The sequence below is a fragment of the Ideonella alba genome (genome assembly GCF_018069845.1).
Taxonomy (GTDB): domain Bacteria; phylum Pseudomonadota; class Gammaproteobacteria; order Burkholderiales; family Burkholderiaceae_C; genus Ideonella; species Ideonella alba.
In genome coordinates, this window is record NZ_JAGQDD010000028.1 from 15,311 (window position 1) to 38,689 (window position 23,379).

The 23,379-nt window shown below is 72.1% G+C and carries 19 protein-coding genes; 13 read left to right on the forward strand and 6 right to left on the reverse strand.

The features are described 5' to 3' along the window. The first annotated feature begins 6 nt into the window (after positions 1-6). Genes KAK03_RS23195 through KAK03_RS23210 form a run of 4 tightly spaced genes read left to right on the forward strand, consistent with a single transcriptional unit; the run spans position 7 to position 3,726 of the window. The gene (locus tag KAK03_RS23195) at positions 7-1,305 is read left to right on the forward strand and encodes a TRAP transporter large permease (RefSeq protein WP_210857057.1); all 1,299 of its coding nucleotides are present in this window, start codon (positions 7-9) and stop codon (positions 1,303-1,305) included. Further along, positions 1,305-2,027: a 5-oxoprolinase subunit PxpB gene (gene pxpB / locus KAK03_RS23200; RefSeq protein WP_210857058.1), complete on the forward strand. Its 723-nt coding sequence runs from the start codon at positions 1,305-1,307 to the stop codon at positions 2,025-2,027. Before KAK03_RS23195 ends, pxpB begins: the two co-directional genes overlap by 1 nt. Then, positions 2,024-2,977 carry a 5-oxoprolinase subunit C family protein gene (locus KAK03_RS23205; RefSeq protein ID WP_210857059.1) on the forward strand — a complete coding sequence of 318 codons (954 nt, stop codon included), beginning with the start codon at positions 2,024-2,026 and terminating at the stop codon, positions 2,975-2,977. The genes pxpB and KAK03_RS23205 overlap by 4 nt, the downstream gene beginning before the upstream one ends. Beyond that, the gene (locus tag KAK03_RS23210) at positions 2,974-3,726 is read left to right on the forward strand and encodes a LamB/YcsF family protein (protein WP_210857060.1); all 753 of its coding nucleotides are present in this window, start codon (positions 2,974-2,976) and stop codon (positions 3,724-3,726) included. Before KAK03_RS23205 ends, KAK03_RS23210 begins: the two co-directional genes overlap by 4 nt. Here the strand turns inward: KAK03_RS23210 and KAK03_RS23215 are convergent, their stop codons facing one another. Further along, positions 3,727-5,373 carry a tetratricopeptide repeat-containing sulfotransferase family protein gene (locus KAK03_RS23215; RefSeq protein ID WP_210857061.1) on the reverse strand — a complete coding sequence of 549 codons (1,647 nt, stop codon included), beginning with the start codon at positions 5,371-5,373 and terminating at the stop codon, positions 3,727-3,729. It abuts the gene before it with no gap. Positions 5,374-5,575: 202 nt separating this feature from the next. Between KAK03_RS23215 and KAK03_RS25190 the strand changes: the two genes are divergently transcribed. Next, complete coding sequence (locus KAK03_RS25190; protein WP_210857062.1) at positions 5,576-7,330, forward strand: ATP-binding protein; 1,755 nt, start codon at positions 5,576-5,578, stop codon at positions 7,328-7,330. A gap of 16 nt (positions 7,331-7,346) precedes the next feature. Here the strand turns inward: KAK03_RS25190 and KAK03_RS23225 are convergent, their stop codons facing one another. Together KAK03_RS23225 and KAK03_RS23230 are read right to left on the reverse strand one after the other, a co-directional pair. Then, positions 7,347-8,531 carry an MnmA/TRMU family protein gene (locus tag KAK03_RS23225; protein ID WP_210857063.1) on the reverse strand — a complete coding sequence of 395 codons (1,185 nt, stop codon included), beginning with the start codon at positions 8,529-8,531 and terminating at the stop codon, positions 7,347-7,349. Positions 8,532-8,621: 90 nt separating this feature from the next. Then, positions 8,622-9,104 carry an NUDIX domain-containing protein gene (locus KAK03_RS23230; protein ID WP_210857064.1) on the reverse strand — a complete coding sequence of 161 codons (483 nt, stop codon included), beginning with the start codon at positions 9,102-9,104 and terminating at the stop codon, positions 8,622-8,624. Positions 9,105-9,248: 144 nt separating this feature from the next. On the opposite strand from KAK03_RS23230, the gene KAK03_RS23235 reads away from it, so the two are divergent. The 4 genes from KAK03_RS23235 (at position 9,249) to KAK03_RS23250 (ending at position 13,464) form a co-directional block, all read left to right on the forward strand. Then, the gene (locus KAK03_RS23235; RefSeq protein WP_210857065.1) at positions 9,249-10,838 is read left to right on the forward strand and encodes a Re/Si-specific NAD(P)(+) transhydrogenase subunit alpha; all 1,590 of its coding nucleotides are present in this window, start codon (positions 9,249-9,251) and stop codon (positions 10,836-10,838) included. Between the two features lie 28 nt (positions 10,839-10,866). Next, positions 10,867-12,282 (forward strand): Re/Si-specific NAD(P)(+) transhydrogenase subunit beta, encoded by a 1,416-nt coding sequence (pntB, locus tag KAK03_RS23240; RefSeq protein ID WP_210857066.1) that lies wholly within the window; start codon positions 10,867-10,869, stop codon positions 12,280-12,282. Between the two features lie 161 nt (positions 12,283-12,443). Beyond that, a complete protein-coding gene (locus tag KAK03_RS23245; protein WP_210857067.1) occupies positions 12,444-12,665 on the forward strand; it encodes a hypothetical protein in 222 nt (73 codons plus the stop codon). A gap of 67 nt (positions 12,666-12,732) precedes the next feature. Then, positions 12,733-13,464: a 5'-methylthioadenosine/adenosylhomocysteine nucleosidase gene (locus tag KAK03_RS23250; RefSeq protein ID WP_210857068.1), complete on the forward strand. Its 732-nt coding sequence runs from the start codon at positions 12,733-12,735 to the stop codon at positions 13,462-13,464. Positions 13,465-13,470: 6 nt separating this feature from the next. Here the strand turns inward: KAK03_RS23250 and KAK03_RS23255 are convergent, their stop codons facing one another. The 3 genes from KAK03_RS23255 to KAK03_RS23265 form a co-directional block, all read right to left on the reverse strand. Next, positions 13,471-13,983, reverse strand: a complete 513-nt coding sequence (locus tag KAK03_RS23255) for a hypothetical protein (RefSeq protein ID WP_210857069.1) — start codon at positions 13,981-13,983, stop codon at positions 13,471-13,473. Between the two features lie 72 nt (positions 13,984-14,055). Then, positions 14,056-16,776, reverse strand: a complete 2,721-nt coding sequence (locus KAK03_RS23260; RefSeq protein WP_210857070.1) for an ATP-binding protein — start codon at positions 16,774-16,776, stop codon at positions 14,056-14,058. Between the two features lie 73 nt (positions 16,777-16,849). Then, the gene (locus tag KAK03_RS23265; RefSeq protein WP_210857071.1) at positions 16,850-18,184 is read right to left on the reverse strand and encodes a S8 family peptidase; all 1,335 of its coding nucleotides are present in this window, start codon (positions 18,182-18,184) and stop codon (positions 16,850-16,852) included. Between the two features lie 230 nt (positions 18,185-18,414). Here KAK03_RS23265 and KAK03_RS23270 point away from each other — a divergent pair, with 230 nt between their 5' ends. The 4 genes from KAK03_RS23270 (at position 18,415) to KAK03_RS23285 (ending at position 23,327) form a co-directional block, all read left to right on the forward strand. Next, positions 18,415-20,100 (forward strand): long-chain-fatty-acid--CoA ligase, encoded by a 1,686-nt coding sequence (locus KAK03_RS23270; RefSeq protein WP_210857072.1) that lies wholly within the window; start codon positions 18,415-18,417, stop codon positions 20,098-20,100. A gap of 85 nt (positions 20,101-20,185) precedes the next feature. Next, complete coding sequence (locus KAK03_RS23275; RefSeq protein WP_210857073.1) at positions 20,186-20,677, forward strand: hypothetical protein; 492 nt, start codon at positions 20,186-20,188, stop codon at positions 20,675-20,677. Between the two features lie 43 nt (positions 20,678-20,720). Continuing rightward, positions 20,721-21,452: a 16S rRNA (uracil(1498)-N(3))-methyltransferase gene (locus tag KAK03_RS23280; RefSeq protein ID WP_210857074.1), complete on the forward strand. Its 732-nt coding sequence runs from the start codon at positions 20,721-20,723 to the stop codon at positions 21,450-21,452. A 48-nt stretch (positions 21,453-21,500) separates the two neighbouring features. Then, on the forward strand, positions 21,501-23,327 hold the full coding sequence (locus tag KAK03_RS23285; protein WP_210857075.1) for an ABC transporter ATP-binding protein: 1,827 nt from the start codon (positions 21,501-21,503) through the stop codon (positions 23,325-23,327). Positions 23,328-23,379 lie beyond the last annotated feature (52 nt).

Genomic DNA, 23,379 nt, shown 5'->3' on the forward strand with positions numbered 1-23,379 from the left:
CGCTGCATGACCGAACTGAGCCAGGCCGCCATCCTGATGGTGGTCCTCTTCATCGCCCTGGGCCTGGGCCTGTGGGTGGCGCTGGCGCTGCTGGGCTGCGGCCTGGTGGGGCTGCTGCTGTTCACCTCCACGCCGCCGGGGCTGCTGTTCGCCACCACGGTGTGGAGCGCCACCGCCAGCTGGGCGCTGACCGCGCTGCCGCTGTTCATCTGGATGGGCGAGATCCTCTACCGCACCCGGCTGGCCGAGGACATGTTCGCCGGCCTGGGCCCCTGGGTGCGCGGGCTGCCGGGGCGGCTGCTGCATGTCAACGTGATCGGCTGCGGCATCTTCGCCGCGGTCAGCGGCTCGTCGGCGGCCACCGCGGCCACGATCGGCAAGATCACCCTGCCCGAGCTGAAGTCGCGTGGCTATGACGAGGCCATCGCGGTGGGCTCGCTGGCCGGCGCCGGCACGCTGGGCCTGCTGATCCCGCCGTCGATCGTGATGATCGTCTATGGCGTGGCGGCGCAGGTGTCGATCGTCAAGCTGTTCACCGCCGGCGTGCTGCCGGGGCTGATGCTGATGGCCCTGTTCTCCGGCTACATCGCCTTCTGGGCCTGGCGCCACCCGGACCGTGTGCCCGAGGAGGGCGAGTCGGTGCCCATGGTCGAGCGCTTCAAGCGCCTGCGCCTGCTGGCGCCGGTGACGGTGCTGATCATCGCGGTGATCGGCTCGATCTACGCCGGCATCGCCACCGCCACCGAAGCGGCGGCGGTGGGCGTGGTGGGCGCGCTGGCGATTGCCGCGGTGGGCGGCTCGCTGACGCGCGCCTCGCTGGCGGCCAGCCTGATGGGCGCGGTGCGCACCTCCTGCATGATCGGCTTCATCCTGATGGGCGCGGCCTTCCTGACCAGCGCGATGAGCTTCACCGGCCTGCCGGCCACGGTGGCTGGCTGGATCACTGGCCTGGGCCTGGCGCCCTGGCAGCTGCTGACCGTGCTGACCGCCTTCTTCGTGCTGCTGGGCTGCTTTCTGGACGGCATCTCGATCGTCGTGCTGACCACCGCGGTGCTGATGCCTGCGGTGCAGGCCGCGGGCATCGATCCGCTGTGGTTCGGCATCTACCTGGTGCTGGTGGTGGAGATGGCGCAGATCACGCCGCCGGTGGGCTTCAACCTGTTCGTGATCCAGGGCATCACCGGGCTGCAGCTGTTCACGCTGGCGCGCATGGCCCTGCCCTTCTTCTTCCTGCTGGTGGCGGCCACCGCGCTGATCACCATGTTCCCGCAGATCGTGCTGGTGCTGCCGGCGGCGATGGGTTGATGCGCGAAGCACCAAGCATCGAGCCGCTGGGCGACAGCGCGCTGCGCGTGCGCCTGGGCAGCGAGCCCGACGCGGCCACCGTGGCCCGTGTGCAGGCGGCGGCCCGCACGCTGCGTGAGGCGCCGCCCGCCGGCCTGCGCGAAGTGGTGCCCGCCTACACCACGCTCACGCTGCACTACCGCCCCGAGGCGGTGGCGGGCGAGCCCGACGGTCTGCAGCCGCCCTGGCAGCGCCTGGCTGCCCAGGTGCAGGCGCTGCTGCGCCGTCCGCGCCGCCGTGCGGCGGTCGCCGCGCGCGAGGTGGTGGTGCCCGTGTGCTACGGCGGCGAGGCCGGTCCCGACCTGCCCGCGGTGGCCGCGCACTGCGGCCTGAGCGAGGACGAGGTGGTGCGCCGCCACCTGGCCTCGCCGCATGTGGTGTGCCTGCTGGGCTTCGCGCCGGGCTTTCCGTTCATCACCGGCCTGGACACCGCGCTGCGCACCGCGCGCCGCGCCACGCCGCGCACCCGCATCCCGCCGGGCTCGGTGGCGATCGCCCGCGAGCAGACCTGCATCTACCCGCTGGAAACCCCCGGCGGCTGGAACCTGATCGGCCGCACGCCGCTGCGCCTTTTTGACCCCGCTGCCACACCGCCCAGCCGGCTGCGCCCGGGCGACCGGCTGCGCTTCGAGCCGATCGACGCCGAGCGCTTCGCGGCGCTGTGGGCCCAGGAGCGCGCATGATCGAGGTGCTGCACCCCGGCTTGCAGACGCAGCTGCAGGACAGCGGCCGCTGGGGCTGGCAGGCCGACGGCGTGCCGGTGGGCGGTGCGATGGACGGCTGGAGCCACCGCGTGGCCAATCTGCTGGTGGGCAATGCCGACGACGAGGCCACGCTGGAGATCCTGCTGCAGGGCCCGCGCCTGCGCTTTGCGCGCGCCGCCTGCATCGCCCTGGTCGGCGCCGAGCTGCCGCTGACGCTGGATGGCCAGAGCGTCCCTGCCGGTCAGCGCCTGCCCGTGCCGGCCGGCGCCGAGCTGGCCTGTGGTCGCGCCCGCGCCGGCCTGCGCGCCTACCTGGCGGTGCAGGGCGGCTTCGACGTGCCGCCGGTGCTGGGCAGCCGCAGCACCTATGTGCGCGGCGGCTTCGGCGGCTGGCAGGGGCGCGCGCTGCAGGCCGGCGATCGGCTGCCGCTGGGGCCGGCGGGCACCGCGCCGTCATCGATCACGGCCCTGGCGGACACCAGCCCCACGCTGCCTGACGCCGACCGCATCGAGCCCGTGCTGGTGGTTCCCGGCGAGCACTGGGCGGCCTTTCCCGCGGACGTGCGCCGCGCCTTCGGCGCCACCGCCTGGCGCGTCGGGCCGCAGTCCGACCGCATGGGCTACCGTCTTCAAGGCCCGGCGCTGGGCGCGCCGGCGCTGGGCGAGCTGCTCAGCGAGGGCGTGGCCTTCGGCACCGTGCAGGTGCCGCCCGACGGCCAGCCGATCGTGCTGATGGCCGAGCGCCAGAGCACCGGCGGCTACCCCAAGATCGCCCATGTCGCCGCGGTGGACCTGCCGCTGCTGGCGCAGATGGCACCGGGCCAGCGGCTGCGCTTCGAGCTGATCAGCGCCGACCGCGCCCAGGCCCTGCTGGAAGACCGTGAACGCCACCTGGCGCTGCTGCGCCTGGCCCTGCTGGAGACACCGTGAGCACACTCGACCTGAACTGCGACATGGGCGAAGGCTTCGGCGCCTGGACGATGGGCGACGACCTGGCGCTGCTGGACCATGTCAGCTCGGCCAACATCGCCTGCGGCTTCCATGCGGGCGACCCCGCCACGATGCGCCGCGTGGTGGCGGCCGCGGTGCAGCGCGGCGTGGCGGTGGGCGCCCACCCGGGCCTGCCCGACCTGGTGGGCTTCGGCCGGCGCGAGATGAAGGTGAGTCCGGCGGACGCCTACGCGATGACGCTGTACCAGGCCGGCGCGCTGGCCGCCTTCGCCCGCGCCGCCGGCGGCCGGCTGCACCACGTCAAGCCGCACGGCGCGCTCTACAACATGGCCGCCCGCGACCGCGCGCTGGCCGACGCGCTGGCCCAGGCGGTGCACGACCTGGACCCCTCGCTGGTCTTCTACGGCCTGGCCGGCAGCGCGATGGTGGACGCCGCCCGCGCCCGCGGTCTGCGCGTGGCCGAGGAGGTGTTTGCCGACCGCGCCTATGAGGACGACGGCCGCCTGGCCGCGCGCGGCACGCCCGGCGCGATGATCGAGAACGCCGACGCCGCGCTGGCCCAGGTGCGGCTGATGCTGCAGGGCCAGGTGCGGGCGCGCAGCGGCGCACTGGTGGCGCTGCGCGCCGACACCCTGTGCCTGCACGGCGACCAGCCCGGTGCGCTGCACTTTGCGCAGACGCTGCGCGCCGCGCTGGCCACCGACGGGGTGACGGTGCGCGCGCCCTGATCAGTCGCCGCGGGTGGGCGCGTGGGGGCCCAGCGCGTCGAGCAGCGGCCCCAGCCAGGGCTCGAAGGCGCGCCACTGTTCGAGCGCGCCGCCGTGGATCGGCCGGCGCACCTGCTCGGAGCTGGGCGTGGTGACGCCGCGCGGGTTCTCGTGGAAGCGCAGACAGGCGTCATCGAAGGGCAGGTCCAGCGCGTCCAGCAGGCGGCGCGTCTGGCCTTCGGGGTCGGCCACCAGGTCCTCGTAGTGCAGCCGCGTGATGCCACCGGGCAGCACCGCCTGGAAGTGGTCCATCAGCGCCAGGTAGTCGCGGTGGTAGCGGCCCAGCTCGGCCAGGCTGAGCCGACCCTTGCTGCTGAAGGACCTGAAGATCGACAGCGCGCTGGCCACCGGCGCGCGGCGCACCTCGACGATGCGGGCGCGCGGCAGGATCAGCCGGATCAGGCCCAGGTGGAAGAAATTGGCCGGCTTCTTGTCGATGACGACCGGCCGGCCCAGGTGGCGGTGGCGCTGCAGCAGCGCCAGGTAGCGCTCGCCCAGGCCGCGCAGCCGCTCGGGCGGCAGCGCGACCAGCGCCTCCAGCCAGGCGGTGCCCAGCGCGGTGTCCTTGCGGCCGGCCAGCTCGGCGGCGATGGCGCCGATGTAGGGCAGCTCGGCCGTGGCCTCGACCTGCGGGTGGCTGGCCAGGATCTGCTCGACCAGCGTCGAGCCCGAGCGCGGCCGGCTGACGATGAACACCGGCGCCTCGTCCAGGCAGCCGTGGCCGGCGCGCTCGGCGAAGAAGGCGGGCGTGAAGACCGCGCGCTGGCGGGCCACGCCGCGGCTCAGCGTGTCGGGGTCGTAGTCGATGCGCGCGCGCAGCGCAGCCGCGCCCTGGGCATACAGCGCGAACGCGCCCTCGGCATCGCCCGCGTCCTCGCGCGCCTTGGCCAGCGCGTACTGCAGCGCGGCGCGCTCGAGCGCGGGCAGCTCGGGGCGGGCCAGCTGCTGCTGCATGGTCGCCAGCTCGGTGGCGTCGAAGGCGTGGTTGCGCAGGTCGGCCAGCGCCCACCAGGCGGCGCCCAGGGCAGGGCGCAGGCCGCAGGCGCGGCGGTAGGCGGCCACGCACGCGTCGCGCCGGCCCAGCGCGCGCAGCGCATGCCCCAGATCCAGCCAGGACAGCGCGCGCGCCGGGTGGGCATCGGCCAGGCGCTGGTAGATCGCCAGCGCCGCGTCGTGCTCGCCCAGCGCCAGGTGCAGGTGGGCCTGCAGCTCGGCGAAGAGCGGGTGGTCGGGCTCGGCCGCCAGCAGCCGGCGCGACTCGGGCTCGGCCTCGGCGGGCCAGCCCTGCTGGTCCAGCAGCTTGGCCAGGTTGTAGCGTGCGGCACTGAAGTCGGGCTGCGCGGCCACGCAGCGGCGCAACGAGGCGATTGCCTGCGCCGGCCGGCCGGTGCGCAGCTGCGCGCGGGCCTGCAGGTACAGCGCGTCGGCATCGTCGGGCTGGCGCGCCAGGTGCGGTCCGAGCAGCGGCTCGACCAGTGCGTCGCGGCTGGCCTGCAACAGCTCGGCGGCCTGGCGCAGCAGGGGGGTGGACGGCGGCCGCTGCGCAGCCAGGCGCTGCATCGCGCGGGCCCAGGGGTCCGGCGTGGAGGGAGGGGGAGCCACAGGCATCGGCCCGAGTGTATCGATCCGCCCCTGGGTATTCATCAAGCACACCGCTGGCGGGCCGATATACCTTTGAGCCACGCCGTCGCGAGGTGTCCGGTGTTCATCGACGCCCGTGGTGACGGGTCCCGATCCCATGCAGTACCCCCAGCCGCCGACTGACCCAGGCTCAGCACCCTCCATTGACCAGCAGATCGCGCTGGAGCGTGTGAGCGCCATCTACCGCCTGGCGCCCCAGCCCCAACTCGGCGCCGCGGTGTTCGGCATGGTGGTGGCCTGGGCGATGTGGGGTCGGGTCGAGGACGCCTGGGTGCTGGGCTGGCTGGCGTGGCGGCTGCTGATCAGCGCCGTGCGGGCCCTGGACACCGGCCGCTTCGAGAAAGACCCGGACCGGGCGCTGCGCCTGCGCTACTGGCAGACCCGCTTCGACGTGCTGATCACGCTGGACAACCTGTGCTGGGCCGTGATCTCGCTGGTCTTCGTGCCGGCCGTGCATGACACGCTGCTGGGCACCCTGCTGTTCGCCAGTGTGCTGTGCATCACCGCGGTCGGCGTGTTCCTGCTGGTCAGCAGCCTGCGCACGGCCATCATGAACTTCGTGATCATGCTGCTGCCGGTGGTCCTGCAGGCGCTGTGGTCCGGCCACTCGGACGCCTGGATCGTCGTGGCCAGCGTGCTGATCTATGGCGTGGTGCTGACGCAGGAAAGCTGGCGCAGCTGCCGCGACTGGACCGAGATGACACGCCTGCGTCTGGAGGCCGCGTCGGTGGCGGCCGAACGCGAGCAGGCGCGGCAGATCGCGGTCGAGGCCAGCCAGGCCAAGAGCCGCTTCCTGGCCAACATGAGCCACGAGATCCGCACGCCGATGAACGGCATCCTCGGCATGTCCGAGCTGCTGCGCGACACGCCGCTGAACGCCGAGCAGACGCGCTATGTGCAGGCCATCTCCAGTGCCGCCAACGCGCTGCACGAGTTGCTGGGCGACATCCTCGACCTGTCGAAGATCGAAGAGGGCAAGGTGGCGCTGGAGCGGGTCGACTTCGATCCGGCGCTGCTGTTGAGCAGCGTCGCTGCGATCTACCGCGAGCTGGGGCAGGCGCGCGGGGTGACGGTGCTGACCGAGCTGTCGCTGTCGGCCTTGCCCCCGGTCAGCGGCGACCCCACCCGGCTGCGCCAGGTCATGACCAACCTGCTGGGCAATGCGCTCAAGTTCACGCCGTCGGGCACGGTGACGCTGCGCGCTTGCACCGTGGCCCCGCCGGACGGGGACGCCCGACCCTGGCTGCAGGTGTCTGTCCAGGACACCGGGATCGGCATGACGCCCGAGCAGCTGGGCCAGCTGTTCCAGCGCTTCTCGCAGGCCGACAGCTCCACCACCCGCCGCTTCGGCGGCAGCGGCCTGGGCCTGGTGATCTGCCGGCACCTGGTGGTGCTGATGGGCGGCACGATCCATGCCGAGAGCCAGCCCGGCCAGGGCAGCCGGTTCTGGTTCGAGGTGCCGCTGGCGCGGGCCGAGCGCCCCGCAGGCGAGGCCGCCGCGGTCGCAGACCCCGCAGGGGGCGCCGACGCCAGCGCCCCGCGCCCCGCGCGCGTTCTGGTGGTGGAAGACAACGCCGTGAACTGCATGGTGGTCCAGGCCATGCTGGAGCGCATGGGCATGTCGGTGGTGCTGGCCAGTGATGGCGCGCAGGCGGTGGCCGCAGTGCAGTCCCAGGCCGTCGATCTGGTGCTGATGGACTGCCAGATGCCGGTGATGGACGGCTACGAGGCCACGCGCCGGATCCGGACCACTGACTCTCCGAGGGCCCGTGTGCCGATCATCGCGCTGACCGCGCATGCGCTGGCCGAGGACCGCGACCGCTGCGAGGCCGCCGGCATGGACGACTACCTGCCCAAGCCCGTCACCGCCGAGGCCCTGGGCCGCATGCTGCGGCGGCATCTGGGCCCGCCCGAAGCGGCCTGAGGCGGCCTGAGGCCCTTCAGGCCAGCTCGGCCGAGGCGATCACGCCGCCGCCCAGGCACACCTCGCCGTCGTAGACCACCGCCGACTGCCCCGGCGTGACTGCCCACTGCGGCTGGGCGAACAGCAGCGACAGGCCGGCGGGCGAATGGTCCAGCGCACAGGCGGCATCGGCCTGGCGGTAGCGGGTCTTGGCGCCATAGCCGCCGGCGCGCGGCGCCTGACCGGCCACCCAGCTGAGGTCGTCGGCCACCAGACTGCGGTACTGCAGCCAGGGGTGCTCGTGGCCCTGCACCACCACCAGCGCGTTGCGGTCCAGGTCCTTGCGGGCGACGAACCAGGGCAGGTGCTCGCCGCCGCCGCGCGGCGCCTTCTTGTCCTTCACGCCACCGATGCCCAGGCCCTGGCGCTGGCCCAGCGTGTAGAAGCTCAGGCCCACGTGCTCACCCAGTTTGCGGCCCCGGTCGTCGACGATCGGGCCGGGCGCGTGGCTGAGATACCGGTTGAGGAACTCGCGGAACGGCCGCTCGCCGATGAAGCAGATGCCGGTCGAGTCCTTCTTCTTCGCATTGGGCAGGCCGATCTCCTCGGCGATGCGGCGCACCTCGGTCTTGGGCAGCTCGCCCACCGGGAACAGCGTCCTGGCCAGCTGGGCCTGGTTCAGTCGGTGCAGGAAGTAGCTCTGGTCCTTCAGCGGATCCAGCCCCTTGAGCAGCTGGAACGACGTCCCCGACGCGGTCGGGCCTTCGCCGGGCCGCCCCAAGGAGGCTCGCGCCCCCTCGGGGGGCAGGAGCGAAGCGACGTGGGGGCACTCACGCACCCGGGCGTAATGACCCGTGGCGATCTTTTCGGCGCCCAGGCGCATCGCATGGTCCAGGAAGGCCTTGAACTTGATCTCGGCGTTGCACAGCACGTCGGGGTTGGGCGTGCGGCCGGCCTGGTACTCGCGCAGGAACTCGGCGAAGACGCGGTCCTTGTACTCGGCGGCGAAGTTGACGTGCTCGATCTCGATGCCGATGACATCGGCCACCGCCGCCGCATCGACGAAATCAACGTTGGACGAGCAGTACTCACTGTCGTCGTCGTCCTCCCAGTTCTTCATGAAGATGCCGACGACCTCGTGCCCCTGCTGCTTGAGCAGCCAGGCCGAGACCGCGGAATCGACGCCGCCGGACAGGCCGACGACCACGCGTTGCTTGTGCATGGCGGGATTGTCGCCGGGGCCCCGGCGTCAATCATCCCGGGGCGGCTTTTCACATCATGCAACGACCGCAGGGTCGGGAAATCCCGGTGCCTATTTGTGCAGCAGCTTGACGCTCTCGTGCATGTGCAGCAAATCGAGCGCAAAACCGCGTCCTGCGGCGTGATCGTCGATGCTGCATTGCAGCATCGGGCTGCGGTGGCGCGGTGTGCAGGCGCGCAGTTCGTCCAGGCTCATCCACAGCGTGCGCTCGATCGGTTCGTCCAATACCCGCCCGGGCACCGGCTCGCCCACGGTGCCGGCGATCGCGAAGCGCAGGTAGGTGATGTCCTCGCCGGTGCTGGCGCGCTGCATTCTCCCCAGGTAAACCCCGACCACGTGGGTGGGCGTGAAGACGCGCGCGGTCTCTTCCAGCGCTTCGCGGACCACGGCCTCGACGATGGACTCGCCGGGGTCCAGGTGGCCGGCCGGGTTGTTGAGTTTCAGGCCCTCGGGCGTGCGCTCCTCGACCAGCAGGTAACGGCCCTCGCGCTCGATGATCGCGGCCACGGTGACGCTTGGTTTCCAACGTTCCATCGGGCCATCTTAGAGCCCGGGCAAACCGCCGGACGACAGGCCCCGGCGATTGGGTAAGCTTGTCGGCAAACGACAGGGGCGCCGAGGCCGCCGCGTGGATGCGGCGCCGCCGCCCCTGCACAGTGGACGTTGGAGAGGAGAGTCATGGCTCTGTTGATCGGGGTGCCGCGCGAGACTGCGGCCGGGGAAAAGCGCGTCGCCACCGTGCCGGACGTGGTCGAGAAGCTCATCAAGCTGGGCTTCTCGGTGGCGGTGGAAACCGGCGCTGGTGACGCGGCCAACTGCGACGACGACAGCTACCGCGCCGCCGGCGCCAAGGTGGCGGGCAGCGCGGCCGAGCTGTGGGGCACGGCCGACATCGTCTTCAAGGTGCGCCCGCCCACGCTGGACGAGGTGGCGCTGCTGCGCCCCGGCGCCACCCTGATCGGCTTCGTCTGGCCGGCGCAGAACCCCGAGCTGATGGCCGCGCTGCAGGCCCGGCAGGTGACCGCGCTGGCGATCGACTGCCTGCCGCGCCAGCTCAGCCGCGCCCAGAAGATGGACGCGCTGACCTCGCAAGCCGGCGTCAGCGGCTACCGCGCGGTGATCGAGGCGGCCAACGCCTTCGGCCGCTTCTTCAACGGCCAGATCACCGCCGCCGGCAAGGTGCCGCCGGCCAAGGTCTTCATCGCCGGTGCCGGCGTGGCCGGCCTGGCGGCCATCGGCACCGCCGCCAACCTGGGCGCGATCGTGCGCGCCAACGACACCCGCGCCGAGGTGGCCGACCAGGTGGTCTCGCTGGGCGGCGAGTTCGTCAAGGTCGACTACGAGGAAGAGGGCTCGGGCGGCGGCGGCTACGCCAAGGTGATGAGCGAGGGCTTCCAGGCCGCGCAGCGCGCGATGTACGCGCAGCAGGCCCGCGAGGTGGACATCATCATCACCACCGCGCTGATCCCCGGCAAGCCGGCGCCCAAGCTGATCACCGCCGAGATGGTGGCGACCATGAAGCCCGGCAGCGTGATCGTCGACATGGCCGCCGAGCAGGGCGGCAACTGCGAGTTGACCGTGCCCGGCCAGGCCGTGGTGCGCCATGGCGTGACCATCGTCGGCTACACCGACCTGGCCAGCCGCCTGGCCAAGCAGAGCTCCACGCTGTACAGCACCAACCTGCTGCGCCTGACCGAGGAGCTGTGCAAGACCAAGGATGGCGTCATCAACGTCAACTTCGAGGACGACGCCATCCGCGGTCTGACGGTGGTGAAGAACGGCGAGCTGACCTGGCCCGCCCCGGCGCCCAAGCTGCCGCCACCCCCGCCGGCCAAGGCCGCCGCGGTGGCCGCGCCCAAGGCAGCGGCCCATGGCCATGGCCCGGGCGAGCCGATGAAGGGCAGCACGCTGGCCATCGTCTTTGCCGTGGGCGCCGTGCTGTTCGCGCTGGTGGGTCTGTACGCGCCGGCGGCCTTCCTGTCGCACTTCACGGTCTTCGTGCTGGCCTGCTTCGTGGGCTACATGGTGGTCTGGAACGTCACGCCCTCGCTGCACACCCCGCTGATGAGCGTGACCAACGCGATCAGCTCGATCATCGCCATCGGCGCGCTGATCCAGGTGGCGCCGCCGCTGGACGCCACCGGCGCGGCCGACCGGCCCCACGGCCTGATCCTGGGCTGCGCGGTGGTCGCCCTGGTGCTGACCGCGGTGAACATGTTCGGTGGCTTTGCGGTCACGCGCCGCATGCTGGCCATGTTCCGCAAGTGATCGTCAGAACAAGAACAAGGAACCGGACATGACTTCCAGCCTCGCAACCGTGGCCTACATCGGCGCCACCATCCTCTTCATCCTCAGCCTGGGCGGGCTGTCGAACCCCGAAACCGCCCGCCGCGGCAACCTGTTCGGCATGGTCGGCATGACCATCGCGGTGCTGGCCACGGTGCTGGGTCCGCGCGTCACCGCGGCCGGCGTGCCCTACATCGTCGGCGCCCTGGTGGTGGGCGGCAGCATCGGCCTCTTCGCCGCGAAGAAGGTGCAGATGACGCAGATGCCCGAGCTGGTGGCGCTGATGCACAGCCTGGTGGGCCTGGCGGCCTGCCTGGTGGGCTTCGCCAGCTATGTGGACACCTCCACCGTCTTCGCCACGCCGGCCGAGAAGGCCATCCACGAGGTCGAGATCTACATCGGCATCCTGATCGGCGCGGTCACCTTCTCGGGCTCGATCGTCGCGTTCGGCAAGCTCTCGGGCCGCATCGGCGGCAAGCCGCTGCTGCTGCCGGGGCGCCACTGGCTCAACCTGGCGGGTCTGCTGGTGGTGATCTGGTTCGGCCGCGAGTTCCTCAACGCCCACGACATCGCTTCGGGCATGACGCCGCTGCTGGTGATGACCGTGGTGGCGCTGCTGTTCGGCGTGCACATGGTGATGGCCATCGGCGGCGCCGACATGCCGGTGGTGGTGTCGATGCTCAACAGCTACTCCGGCTGGGCCGCCGCGGCCACCGGCTTCATGCTCAGCAACGACCTGCTGATCGTGGTGGGCGCGCTGGTGGGCTCCTCGGGCGCCATCCTCAGCTACATCATGTGCCGGGCGATGAACCGCAACTTCATCAGCGTGATCGCCGGCGGCTTCGGCGGCGGCGCGCCGGCGCCCAAGGCTGCCGGTGGCGCGGCCGAGCCGCAGGGCGAGGTCTCGCCGATCAGCGCGGCCGAGACGGCCGAGCTGCTGCGCGAATCGAAGAGCGTGATCATCGTCCCCGGCTACGGCATGGCCGTGGCCCAGGCCCAGCACACGGTGTTCGAGATCACCAAGCTGCTGCGCGAGAAGGGCGTGAACGTGCGCTTCGGCATCCACCCGGTGGCCGGCCGCATGCCGGGCCACATGAACGTGCTGCTGGCCGAAGCCAAGGTGCCCTACGACATCGTGCTGGAGATGGACGAGATCAACGAGGACTTCCCGGACACCGACGTGACCATGGTGATCGGCGCCAACGACATCGTGAACCCGGCCGCCCAGGATGACCCCGGCAGCCCGATCGCCGGCATGCCGGTGCTCGAGGTCTGGAAGGCCCGCACCAGCATCGTCATGAAGCGCTCGATGGCCAGCGGCTACGCCGGCGTGGACAACCCGCTGTTCTACAAGGACAACAACCGCATGCTGTTCGGCGACGCCAAGAAGATGCTCGACGAGGTGCTGGGCGCGCTGAAAGCCTGAGCGCGGCGGCGGGAATCTGACCTTCCTGGATCTGGATCAAGGCCTAAAATAAGGGTTAATGCTAGGTCGCGTCACGGCGCGGCCGACCCACCCGGTTCCTTCATCCTCCCGGAGATTGTCTTGAGCGTCCTGAGCTTCCCCCGCACCGCCGAGGTGTCCGCATGACCCCCGCCCAACTCGCCCTGGGCGTCGCCGGCGTGGTCGGCGTCTTCAACGCCGCCTTCTTCAGCGTCGTGGCCTATGAAATCAGCGGCCACTCGGTGGCCGCCGGTGCCGCCGGCGCCCTGATCATCCTGGTGGCCGAAGCGCTGCTGGTGAAGAACCTGGGCCCGAAGATCGGCGCCCAGCTCAACGAGAGCCTGGCCCCGGCCAACGGTTCCTGAGCGGTCTCGCGCTCCAGCCGAGGCGCCCGCGGGGCGCCTTTTTCATGGCCGACGCACAATCGCGGCCATGACCCTTGCGATCGTCAGCGCCCTGCCCGACGAGCTGGCTGCGCTGCAGGCCCGGCTGGATGTCGACCATGTCAGCACCCTGGCCGGCCGCAGGCTGCACCGCGGCCGACTGGCTGGCCATGACGTCATCCTGGTGCTCAGCGGCATCGGCAAGGTGGCCGCGGCCACCACCGCGGCGCTGCTGCTGGACCGCTTCGACGTGCAGGCGCTGCTGTTCACCGGCGTGGCCGGCGGCCTGGGGCCGGGCGTGGCGGTTGGCGATGTGGTGGTGGGCCGGCAGTTCCTGCAGCACGACATGGACGCCTCGCCGCTGTTCCCGCGCTGGGAGGTGCCGATGACCGGGCGCAGCCGCTTCGACGCTGACGGCGCCTGGTCCGCCCGCCTGGTCACCGGTGCCGCCGCGGTGCTGGCGGCTGAGCACCCGGCGCTGGCCTCGTTCGGCATCGCTGCGCCCCGCGTGCACCAGGGCCTGGTGGTCAGCGGCGACCGCTTCGTCAGCTCAGCCGCCGAGTGCGCGCGCCTGCAGGCCGAGCTGCCTGACGCGCTGGCGGTGGAGATGGAAGGCGCCGCGCTGGCGCAGGTGGCGCATGACTTCGGCCGCCCCTGCGCGGTGCTGCGCACCATCTCCGACCGCGCCGACGACGCGGCGCATGTCGACTTCCCGCGCTTCCTGCGCGAGGTGGCGGCCGAGTACGCGCGCGACATCGTGCTGGCGGCGCTGGCCGCCTGAGGCGGCTCAGCGCGGCCGTGCGCGCAACTCGCCGCGGCCCAGGCCGGGCGCGGCGGCCGTGCCCATCGGGACCAGCGACGCGGTGAAGCTGCGCTTGCCGCTGTCGCACAGCTGGACCAGCTTGGTCGAGCTGTCGAGGTCGACGAATTCCGGCGTGCGGCCCAGGAAGCTGCCGCTGATCTGGTCGCCGGCGCCATTGAACTTCAGGCTCCAGCTCTGGTAGAGCGCGTTGCCGCGGACCTCGAAGCTGGCCTTGCGGGCGACGATGGACTGGGACACACCGGCGCCCCAGCCCACCCAGCGGCCCGGGCCGGACTTGGTGCAGGTGGCGATGTAGCCGATGCCGACCTCGTGCACCCGGGGCTGGCCGAATTCGTCGAGCTCGACCTTGATCGTCAGCGAGTCGCCGGCATCGGTGAGCCCTTCATAGGTGCCGACCTGCTGGGCCTGGGCCAGCGGTGCGCTCAGGCCCAGCAGCAGGGCGGCGGGGCGCAGGACAGGGTGCAGCGAGGGGAACATGGAGACCTCCGGAGTTGGGTTGATTGACGCCGCCACGCGGCTGGCGCAGCCATGCTGCCGCGCAGGCGTTCGTCAATCGTTAGCCAGCGCGCGCGCCACGGCCTCGTCGAGCGTCCAGCCCTCGGCGCTGGCCCACAGTCGCCGGGCCAGCGCCGGCTCGCCCTTCGCCGCCGCCAGCCGCCGCACCCGGCGCACGAAACGGCGCTCGGCGGCGGTGAGGCGGCCGTAGTGGCGGTCCCACCAGGCGGCGGCAAAGGCCAGCAGCTGCAGCGCCAGCGGCGCCTGCCCCGGCAGACGGACCAGTGCGCGGGGCAGGTTCCACAGCGCATAGGCCAGGTCCACGCCGGAGCGCACCGCCCAGGCCTGGCGCACCGCCTCGCGCAGGCTGGTGGCCGCGTCGGCGGGGCGGCGCAGGCGCAGCAGCAGGTTGCCGCGGCTGTTGTGCACGCTGCTGAGCACCTCCCAGTCGCCCAGCAGCGCGGCCTGCCGCGCCACCGCGTCCAGGCCGGCGAGCGCCTCGTCGGCCTGGTGGCGCCGGGCCTGCCAGGTGGCCAGGCGCAGCCGGCAGGATTGCTGCAGATGGGCGTTGCCGCCGGCCTCGGCCGCCGCCAGGGCCTGCTGCAGCGCCTGCCCGGCGCGCTCGGCATCGTGGTCATGGAACTCGGCCACACCGGCGGCGATGTGCAGCAGCTGGGCGCGCAGCGACGCGGCATCGGCGGGCACGGCCGCCAGTGCGCGCGCCAGGTGGCGGCGCAGGCGCGGCCCGTCCTCGCAGGTCCGCCAGTCCAGCGCCAGCAGGGTCCATCGGGCCAGCGTGCGCGCCGGCGGTCCGGCCCGGCGTGACGCCGACAGCGCGGCCCGCGCCTGAGTCCGCGCCTGCGCCTGATGGCCCGCCAGGTGCCACTGCCAGGCCAGGGCCGCGGTCGCCTCGGACAGCAGCCCGGGCCGCGTGCACGACGGCAACAGCGCCTGCAGCCGGGTCAGCGTGGGCGCATCCAGGTGCAGGTCCTGCAAGGCGGGGCGCCAGGCGGCCAGCCAGCGGGCGGCGACCTCGCCGTCGGCGTCGTCCAGGGCACGGCCCAGATGGGGCAGGCGCGTGCGGGCCTCGGACAGCGGCGGCGTGGGGGGCCAGGTCTCGGCCCAGTCCAGCAGCCCCGTGCGCAGGCGCTGGCGCAGCACGACCCGCTCGTCGGCCGTCAACTGAGCCGCCGCGAACTGCCGCACCGGCACCGACATCAGGTAGCGGGCCGGCTCACCCGGGTGCGCCGTGGGCAGGCTGTTCAGCAGCGACTGGCTGACCAGCTCGTCCAGCGCCGCGGCCAGCGCCACCGGCCCCAGCGCCGGGTCGGCCAGCGCCTGGGCCAGTCCGCGGCTGAACGGCGCCGACAGGCTGCCCAGGGTCGCGGCCAGCGCCGCCAGCGGCGGCGACAGCAGACGCCAGCTCCAGGCCACCACATCGCGCAGGCTGGCCTGGCGCTCGGACGCGGCCGAGCGCGCACGGCCCACCAGGTCCAGCGAGGCCGAGTCCGTGTCGGCCAGCAGCAGCGTCAGCAACTCGGCCGGGGGCAGGCTGCGCACCCGGGCCGCGGCCAATTCCAGCGCCAGCGGCAGGCTGTCCAGCGCACCGACCAGGGCCCGCACCGCCGCGGCGTTGCCCGGCGTGAGGTGGAAGTCCGGGCGCACCGCCCGGGCGCGGTCGACGAACAAGGCCACCGCCGGGTGCCGGGCCAGCACCTCCAGCGCGGCGTCCGCGGCGGGCAGCGGGCCCAGCGCCGGCGGCGACAGCTCCAGCGCCCCCGCCAGCGTCAGCCCGCGGCGCGAGGTGACCAGCACCCGCAGCAGCGGCGAGGTCTGCAGCCACTGGCTCAACCGGGCATCGGCGGCGGGCGGCAGCTGCTCGAAGTTGTCCAGCACCAGCCAGCCGTCGGTGGCGGCCAGACGCTCGGCCAGTGGCTGCGCGGTGGGCGTGGGGTCGGCCAGCGCGGCCGACACCGCCGCCTCCAGGGCTGCCAGGTCGCTGCAGGCACTCAGGTCGACGAACTGCACCGGCACGCCCGGCGGCAGGCCCCGCATCAGCTCGACGGCGCAGCGCGTCTTGCCCGCGCCGCCTGGTCCGCGCAGCACCAGGGCCGACGTGGCATCCAGCGCCGAGCGCAGCCGTGACAGCGCGATGTCGTCGGCAAAGAAGCGGCTCAGGTAGCGCGGCAGCGCCCCCCGGCGCGGCCGCGACAGCTCGGGCGCGGGCTGCGGGTGCGGCGCGGCCGCCGCCGCGGGCGGCTCGGGCTGGCGCTCGGTCAGTCGATCGTGCAGCGCCTGCAGGCGCAGGCGCTCGTCGACCACCCAGTCGTCGTAGACGCCGGGCAGCAGCTCCCCCGCGTAGAGCGCCAGGGCGTCGGCGTCGCGGCGGCTGGAGAGCAGCCGCTCGAAGTCGTGGGCGTCGCAGCCCAGTGCGCCCGGCAGCAGGCGCAGCGCGTGGCGGTCGGCCTGCAGCACCGCCGGCGCACCGGCCGGCTCCAGCAGCGCGCGCAAGGTGGACAGCACCTGGCGCAGGCGGTTGCGGCCGACATCGGTGGCCACGCCGGGCCAGAGCAGCTCGACCAGTTCCTCGCGCGGATGGACGCGCCGCGGCCACAGCGCCAGGCGCGCCAGCAGCAGCAGCGCGGCACGGCTGGGCCAGCGGCGCAGCTCACTGCCCTGACCGCCGTCCAGCGTGGACCCGCCCAGCAGGCGCAGGTACCAGCGCGGTGCGGCGCGGGTGGTTGGCTCGGGGGCGGCAGGTTCGGTCGGCTGCATCAGAGCCGGACACTACAAGAAAAAAGGCCCGCCAGTGGCGGGCCCTTGCTCAGCGGCGCGAGGCGCCGGCCGCTCAGGGACGCTGCACCGCCTTGGCGGCATTCAGGATGCCCGCGCCACACAGGGTGCAGGTGCCCGGGAAGGCGCGCGCGGTGCTCTGCATGCGGGCCAGCACCTGGGCCGGCGTCATCGTCGGACGGTTGGCCAGCATCAGCGCGGCCACGCCGGCCACGTGCGGCGTGGCCATCGAGGTGCCCTGGTAGTAGGCGTAGCTGTCGGCGCCCGGCGTGGACACGCCGGCGTTCAGCGTGGAGAGCACGCCGTTGGCGACGTTGCCGGTGGTGTCGCCACCCGGCGCGGCGATCTCGACCGTGGCGCCGGTGTTCGAGTACCAGGCCTTCGAACCACTGCGGTTGACCGAGGCCACCGTGATCACGTTGGCGCAGTTGGCCGGCGTGTAGTTGCCGGCATTGGAATTGTTGTTGCCCGCGGCCACGGCCACCACGGTGCCACGGCCCACGGCGTTGTTGATCGCGGTCTGCAGGCCGGCCGGGCAGGCGCCGGAGCCGCTCAGCGACATGTTGATCACCCGGGCCGGCGTCGGGTTGGCGGGCACACCGGCGACGGTGCCGCCCGAGGCCCACTCGATCGCGTCCTGGATGTCGACGAAGGTGCCGCCACCGCAGCCCAGCACGCGCACCGGCTGGATCTTCGCGCCCGGAGCGATGCCGGCCACGCCGACGCCGTTGTTGGTCACCGCAGCGATGGTGCCCGCCACGTGCGTGCCGTGCCAGCTGCTCTGGCCACCGCAGCCGTCGCCCGGGTCCAGGGCGTCGCTGTCGCGGCCATTGCCGTCATTGGCGGTGCTGGTGTTGGTGATGAAGTCGTAGCCCGGCACGATGTTGGCCACCAGGTCGGCGTGCGGACGGTAGCCGGTGTCGAGCACCGCCACCACCACGCCGGCGCCCTGCGACTTGTTGTAGGCCTTGGGCAGCTTGATGCCGGCGATGTCTTCGTAGTAGTGCCACTGGTCGTTCCAGCGCGTGTCGTTGGGCACGAGCTGGTGCGACAGGCGGATGTTGGCCTCGATGTAGGCAATCGCCGGGTTGGCGGCCTTCAGCTCCTTGGCCAGCGCCTGGGCGTCGAGGTTGGACAGCGGGCGGTCCACACGCAGGAACCGGCCTTCGATGCCGGCCAGCGACACGCCACGGGCAGCCAGCGCGGCCTGCACGCCGGCATGGCGCGCCGTCGCCTCGGCACTGGCCGTGTCGCGGAACTTGACGACGAACTCGTTCGTCATGTCGGCCTGCGCCGAGTGGACGACGGCGTTGGGGCCACCCGCCAGGGCCGGCGCGGCGATCGCCGCCAGGGCGGCGGCACAGAGCGAGGTGCGGATCAGTGCGAGCATGGGATGCCTCGTGAAGTACGACAAGAGGGTGCTGATCCTAGGCACCCGCCGCCGCCGCGAACCTCCCTAGGGTGGAGGTCTTCAGACCGTTGAAAGGTAACTCCTTGTGCCAATGCCCTGTGACAAAGGGCCGCTGGTCTAGGGAGAATCCCCGAGACGGCGCTATCGAATCCCCGGATGCCTGCGCCTGAAGCGCGCAAGGACAATCATCCATCAAGCTCGGAGAGAAGATGGATCGGATCTGGCTGAAGAACTACCCTGAAGGCGTGCCCGCCGAGATCGATGTCTCGCTCTACCCCTCGCTGGTGGCGCTGATCGACGAGAGCCTGCGCCAGCACGCCAGCCGGCCCGCCTACAAGTTCATGGGCAAGGCCTACAGCTTTGCCCAGATCGACGAGGCCTCGCGCGCCTTTGCCGCCTACCTGCAGGGCCTGGGCCTGCAGGCCGGCGACCGCGTCGCGGTGATGATGCCCAACCTGCCGCAGTACCCGGTGGCGGTGGCCGGCATCCTGCGCGCCGGGCTGGTGGTGGTGAACGTCAACCCGCTGTACACGCCGCGCGAGCTGGAGCACCAGCTGAAGGACTCGGGCGCCAAGGCCATCGTCATCGTCGAGAACTTTGCCGCCACGCTGCAGCAGGTGGCGCGCGACGTGCCCACCCGGCACGTGATCCTGGCGGCGATGGGTGACATGCTGGGCCTGGTCAAGGGCAGCATCGTCAACCATGTGGTGCGCAAGGTGAAGAAGATGGTGCCGGCCTTCGAGCTGCCGCAGGCGGTGCGCTTCAATGCCGCGCTGGCCCGCGGCCGGGGCATGACCTGGACCCCGCCGGCCACCGGCCCCGACGACATCGCGGTGCTGCAGTACACCGGCGGCACCACCGGCGTCAGCAAGGGCGCGGTGCTGCTGCACCGCAACCTGGTGGCCAACGTGCTGCAGTGCGAGGCCTGGTACCAGCCGGCGCTGCGCCTGATCCCGCCCGGCGAGCAATACACCGCGATCTGCGCGCTGCCGCTCTATCACATCTTCGGATTCAACACGAACATGATGCTGGGGCTGCGCCTGGGCGGCTGCAACATCCTGATCCCCAACCCGCGTGACGTGCCCGCGGTGCTGAAGGACCTCGCGCGCGAGCGATTCCACAGCCTGCCGGCGGTCAACACGCTGTTCGGTGCGCTGGCCAACCACGCCGATTTCGCCAGCGTCGACTGGTCGCACCTGAAGATCTCGGTGGGCGGCGGCATGGCGGTGCAGCAGGCCACGGCGCGGCTGTGGCTGGAGAAGACCGGCTGCCCGATCTGCGAGGGCTACGGCCTGTCCGAGACCAGCCCGGTGGCCACCTGCAACCCGGTCGACACCAAGGCCTTCACCGGCACCATTGGCCTGCCGGTGCCCAACACCGAGCTGGCGCTGCTGGACGACGACGGCCACGAGGTGCCCGCCGGCCAGTCCGGCGAGATCGCCATCCGCGGTCCGCAGGTGATGGCCGGCTACTGGCAGCGGCCCGACGAGACCGCCAAGGTCATGACGGCCGACGGCTATTTCCGCACCGGCGACATCGGCGTGGTGGACGAGCGCGGCTTCTTCCGCATCGTCGACCGCAAGAAGGACATGATCCTGGTCTCGGGCTTCAACGTCTACCCGAACGAGGTCGAGGACGTGATCACCCAGATGCCCGGCGTGCTCGAATGCGCCGCCGTGGGCATCCCCGACGAGAAGGCCGGCGAGGCCGTCAAGGTGGTGCTGGTCAAGAAGGATCCCGCCGTCACCGAGGCCGATGTGCGTGCCTGGTGCGAGGCCAACCTGACCGGCTACAAACGGCCCAAGCTGATCGAGTTCCGCACCGAGCTGCCCAAGACGCCGGTGGGCAAGGTGCTGCGCCGCGAGTTGCGCGACAAGCCGGCTGCACGCGCATAATGGCCCGCTGAGCTCATGGGGAGCAGCGCCAGCGCAGCGCACACAGTGAAGCGATAACGGGCAGCCACGGGCCTGACGTTGGGACATGCAAACGCGATTTGTCCGCACCACCGCGGGTCAGGACGAGATCCGCTCTCGCACGCTGGGCCTGCCGCGCCACCAGCGCAATCTGTTGCTGGTCATCTCGCCGGACAAACCGGCGGGTTTCTGGCTGTCGCAGGTCAAGGGCTGCGAGGCGGATGACCTGAGGCAACTGGTCGAGGCCGGCCTGCTCGCGCCGGCCCCGTCGCCGGCGCCCGCCCCAGCGGCGGCCGCGCCGTCGGGCGATGCCAGCGCGCCCCTGGACTTGGCCCGCCTGCGCCAGCGTTTGCGCGAAAGCAGCTACAGCCGTCTCTACGACGCGCTCAATGCCCACGGCCGCGAAACCCTGGGCCTGGTGGCCTCGTACCGCTTCGCGCTGGAACTGGAGCGCTGCGCCGGCGCGCCCGAGTTGCAGGCGCTGGCGATGGACTACCTGGACCGCATCGCCGACCACCACGGCCTGGCCTCGGTGCGCCGCCTCAGCGAACTGCTCTAGGGGCCCGCGCGGCCGCAGCGCCGCCATCGGGCACACTGGCGACATGTCCACGCGTCACCATGTCGCGCTGCCGCTGCAGGCCGGCGCCACCCTGGAACTGCCGCCCGAAGCGGCCCGCCACGTGCAGGTGCTGCGCCGCCAGCCCGGCGACACCCTGGCCCTGTTCAACGGCGACGGCCGCGAGTGGCAGGCCGAGATCACCGCGATGGGCCGGCGCGAGGTCAGCGTGCGTGTGCTGGCCGAGCGGGCCGCGCCCGACACCGAGCTGCCCTGCGCCGTCACGCTGGCGCTGGGCATGCCGGCCAACGAGCGCATGGACGCGCTGGTCGAGAAGGCCACCGAGCTGGGTGCCGCTGCGGTGCAGCCCCTGCACACCGAGCGCTCGGTGCTGCGCCTGAGCGGCGAGCGCGCCGAGCGCCGGCGTGCGCACTGGCAGGGCGTGGCCGTGGCCGCCGCCGAGCAGTGCGGCCGCCGCCGCGTGCCCGAGGTGGCGCCGGTGAACGCCCTGACCGACTGGCTGGCCGCGCTGGCCCCCGACCCGGCGCAGCAGCGACTGGTGCTGAGCCTGGCGCCCGACGCGCAGCGGCTGGCGGATCACCTGGCCGGGCGCCCGGGCCCGGTGCTGCTGCTCAGCGGCCCCGAGGGCGGCCTCAGCCCGGCCGAGGAGGCCCTGGCCCGCGGCGCCGGCTTCACCCCGGTGACGCTGGGCCCGCGCACGCTGCGCGCCGACACCGCGCCGCTGGCGGCCTTGGGCTGGATCGCGCTGCGCGGCTGAGCCGCTTCGGCTACGCTTGCGGACCTTTTTCTGCTGCACGCCCACCTCTTGTTCGCCTTCTTCGAGCGGCTGGTCCGCCCTTACCCCGACGCCATCCCGCCCGTGCCGCCGCGCGGCCTGGCCCGCTTCATCTGGGCCTGCTCCGATGGCCTGCGCGGCCACGTCGCGGCCATGGCCGCGCTGACGGCGTTGATCGGCGTCTTCGAGGCCATCCTGTTCGGCTTCATGGGCCGCATCGTCGACTGGCTGGCCGAGGTGCCGCCGGCGCAGCTGTGGGCGCAGCGCGGCGACGAGCTGCTGGCGCTGGCCGGCGTGCTGGTGGGCAGCACGGTGCTGGTGGCCGCGCAGGCGCTGCTGAAGTACCAGGCGCTCAACGGCAACTTCCCGATGCGCCTGCGCTGGAACTTCCACCGCCAGATGCTGGCGCAGAGCCTGGCCTTCTTCCAGGACGAGTTCGCCGGCCGGGTGGCCACCAAGGTCATGCAGACCGCGCTGGCGGTGCGCGACGTGGTGATGCTGCTGACCGACATCCTGGTCTTCATCATCATCTACTTCGCCACCATGCTGACGCTGGTGGGCAGCTTCGACACCACGCTGCTGTGGCCTTTCGGCATCTGGCTGCTGTGCTACCTGGCGGCGCTGCGCTGGTTCGTGCCGCGCCTGGCCAAGGTGGGGCAGGTGCAGGCCGACGCGCGCTCGCTGATGACCGGGCGCATCACCGACGCCTACACCAACATCACCACCGTCAAGCTGTTCTCGCACGCCCAGCGCGAGTCGGGCTATGCGCGCAGCGCGATGCACGAGTTCATGGGCACGGTGCACCAGCAGATGCGCATGGTCACCGCGCTGGAGTTGGTGATCCACGCGCTCAGCGTGGGCCTGGTGCTGGGCACCACCGGCAGCGCGCTGTGGCTGTGGTCCCAGGGCCAGGTGGGCGTGGGCGCGGTGGCGGCGGCCACCGCGATGGCGCTGCGCCTGAACGGCATCTCGCACTGGATCATGTGGGAGATGGCCAGCCTGTTCGAGAACATCGGCACCGTGCAGGACGGCCTGAACACCCTGACGCGCGCGCCCACCGTGGTCGACCGCGCCGACGCGAAGCCGCTGCAGGTGCCGCACGGCGAGGTGGTGTTCGACCACCTGGTCTTCGGCTATGGCGCCAGCAAGCGCGTGATCGACGACCTGTCGCTGACCATCCGCCCCGGCGAGAAGATCGGCCTGGTGGGCCGCTCGGGCGCCGGCAAGTCGACGCTGGTGAACCTGCTGCTGCGCTTTCATGACCTGGCCGGCGGGCGCATCCTCGTGGACGGCCAGGACATCGCCCAGGTCAGCCAGGAAAGCCTGCGCGCCCAGGTGGGCATGGTCACCCAGGACACCTCGCTGCTGCACCGCTCGGTGCGCGACAACCTGCTCTACGGCCGCCCCGACGCCGACGATGCGGCGATGATCGCCGCCGCCCGTCGCGCCGAGGCGCACGAGTTCATCCAGGGCCTGACCGACCCCAAGGGCCGCAGCGGCTACGACGCCCATGTGGGCGAGCGCGGCGTCAAGCTCAGCGGCGGACAGCGCCAGCGCATCGCGATCGCCCGGGTGATGCTCAAGGACGCGCCCATCCTGCTGCTGGACGAGGCCACCAGCGCGCTGGACAGCGAGGTTGAGGCCGCGATCCAGGACAGCCTGTACCGGCTGATGGAGGGCAAGACCGTGGTCGCCATCGCCCACCGCCTGTCCACCATCGCGGCCATGGACCGGCTGGTGGTGATGGACGCCGGGCGCATCGTCGAGCAGGGCACGCATGCCGAGCTGCTGGCCGCCGGCGGCCTGTATGCGCGCCTGTGGGCCCACCAGAGTGGCGGATTCCTCGGCGAGGAGTGACCGACGCCACAGGCCACCCTCAAGACCCCGGCGCCGATGCCGACACCAGAAG

Excerpts from the sequence above, each read along its gene's own strand:
- KAK03_RS23265 (WP_210857071.1), bottom strand. The coding sequence starts at position 18,184 with ATGCTCGCACTGATCCGCACCTCGCTCTGTGCCGCCGCCCTGGCGGCG.
- KAK03_RS23275 (WP_210857073.1), top strand. The coding sequence starts at position 20,186 with ATGCAAACGCGATTTGTCCGCACCACCGCGGGTCAGGACGAGATCCGC.
- KAK03_RS23260 (WP_210857070.1), bottom strand. The coding sequence starts at position 16,776 with ATGCAGCCGACCGAACCTGCCGCCCCCGAGCCAACCACCCGCGCCGCA.
- KAK03_RS23235 (WP_210857065.1), top strand. The coding sequence starts at position 9,249 with ATGGCTCTGTTGATCGGGGTGCCGCGCGAGACTGCGGCCGGGGAAAAG.
- KAK03_RS23195 (WP_210857057.1), top strand. The coding sequence starts at position 7 with ATGACCGAACTGAGCCAGGCCGCCATCCTGATGGTGGTCCTCTTCATC.
- KAK03_RS23270 (WP_210857072.1), top strand. The coding sequence starts at position 18,415 with ATGGATCGGATCTGGCTGAAGAACTACCCTGAAGGCGTGCCCGCCGAG.
- pxpB (WP_210857058.1), top strand. The coding sequence starts at position 1,305 with ATGCGCGAAGCACCAAGCATCGAGCCGCTGGGCGACAGCGCGCTGCGC.
- KAK03_RS23280 (WP_210857074.1), top strand. The coding sequence starts at position 20,721 with ATGTCCACGCGTCACCATGTCGCGCTGCCGCTGCAGGCCGGCGCCACC.
- KAK03_RS23230 (WP_210857064.1), bottom strand. The coding sequence starts at position 9,104 with ATGGAACGTTGGAAACCAAGCGTCACCGTGGCCGCGATCATCGAGCGC.
- KAK03_RS23245 (WP_210857067.1), top strand. The coding sequence starts at position 12,444 with ATGACCCCCGCCCAACTCGCCCTGGGCGTCGCCGGCGTGGTCGGCGTC.
- KAK03_RS23215 (WP_210857061.1), bottom strand. The coding sequence starts at position 5,373 with ATGCCTGTGGCTCCCCCTCCCTCCACGCCGGACCCCTGGGCCCGCGCG.
- KAK03_RS23255 (WP_210857069.1), bottom strand. The coding sequence starts at position 13,983 with ATGTTCCCCTCGCTGCACCCTGTCCTGCGCCCCGCCGCCCTGCTGCTG.
- KAK03_RS23205 (WP_210857059.1), top strand. The coding sequence starts at position 2,024 with ATGATCGAGGTGCTGCACCCCGGCTTGCAGACGCAGCTGCAGGACAGC.
- pntB (WP_210857066.1), top strand. The coding sequence starts at position 10,867 with ATGACTTCCAGCCTCGCAACCGTGGCCTACATCGGCGCCACCATCCTC.
- KAK03_RS23250 (WP_210857068.1), top strand. The coding sequence starts at position 12,733 with ATGACCCTTGCGATCGTCAGCGCCCTGCCCGACGAGCTGGCTGCGCTG.
- KAK03_RS23225 (WP_210857063.1), bottom strand. The coding sequence starts at position 8,531 with ATGCACAAGCAACGCGTGGTCGTCGGCCTGTCCGGCGGCGTCGATTCC.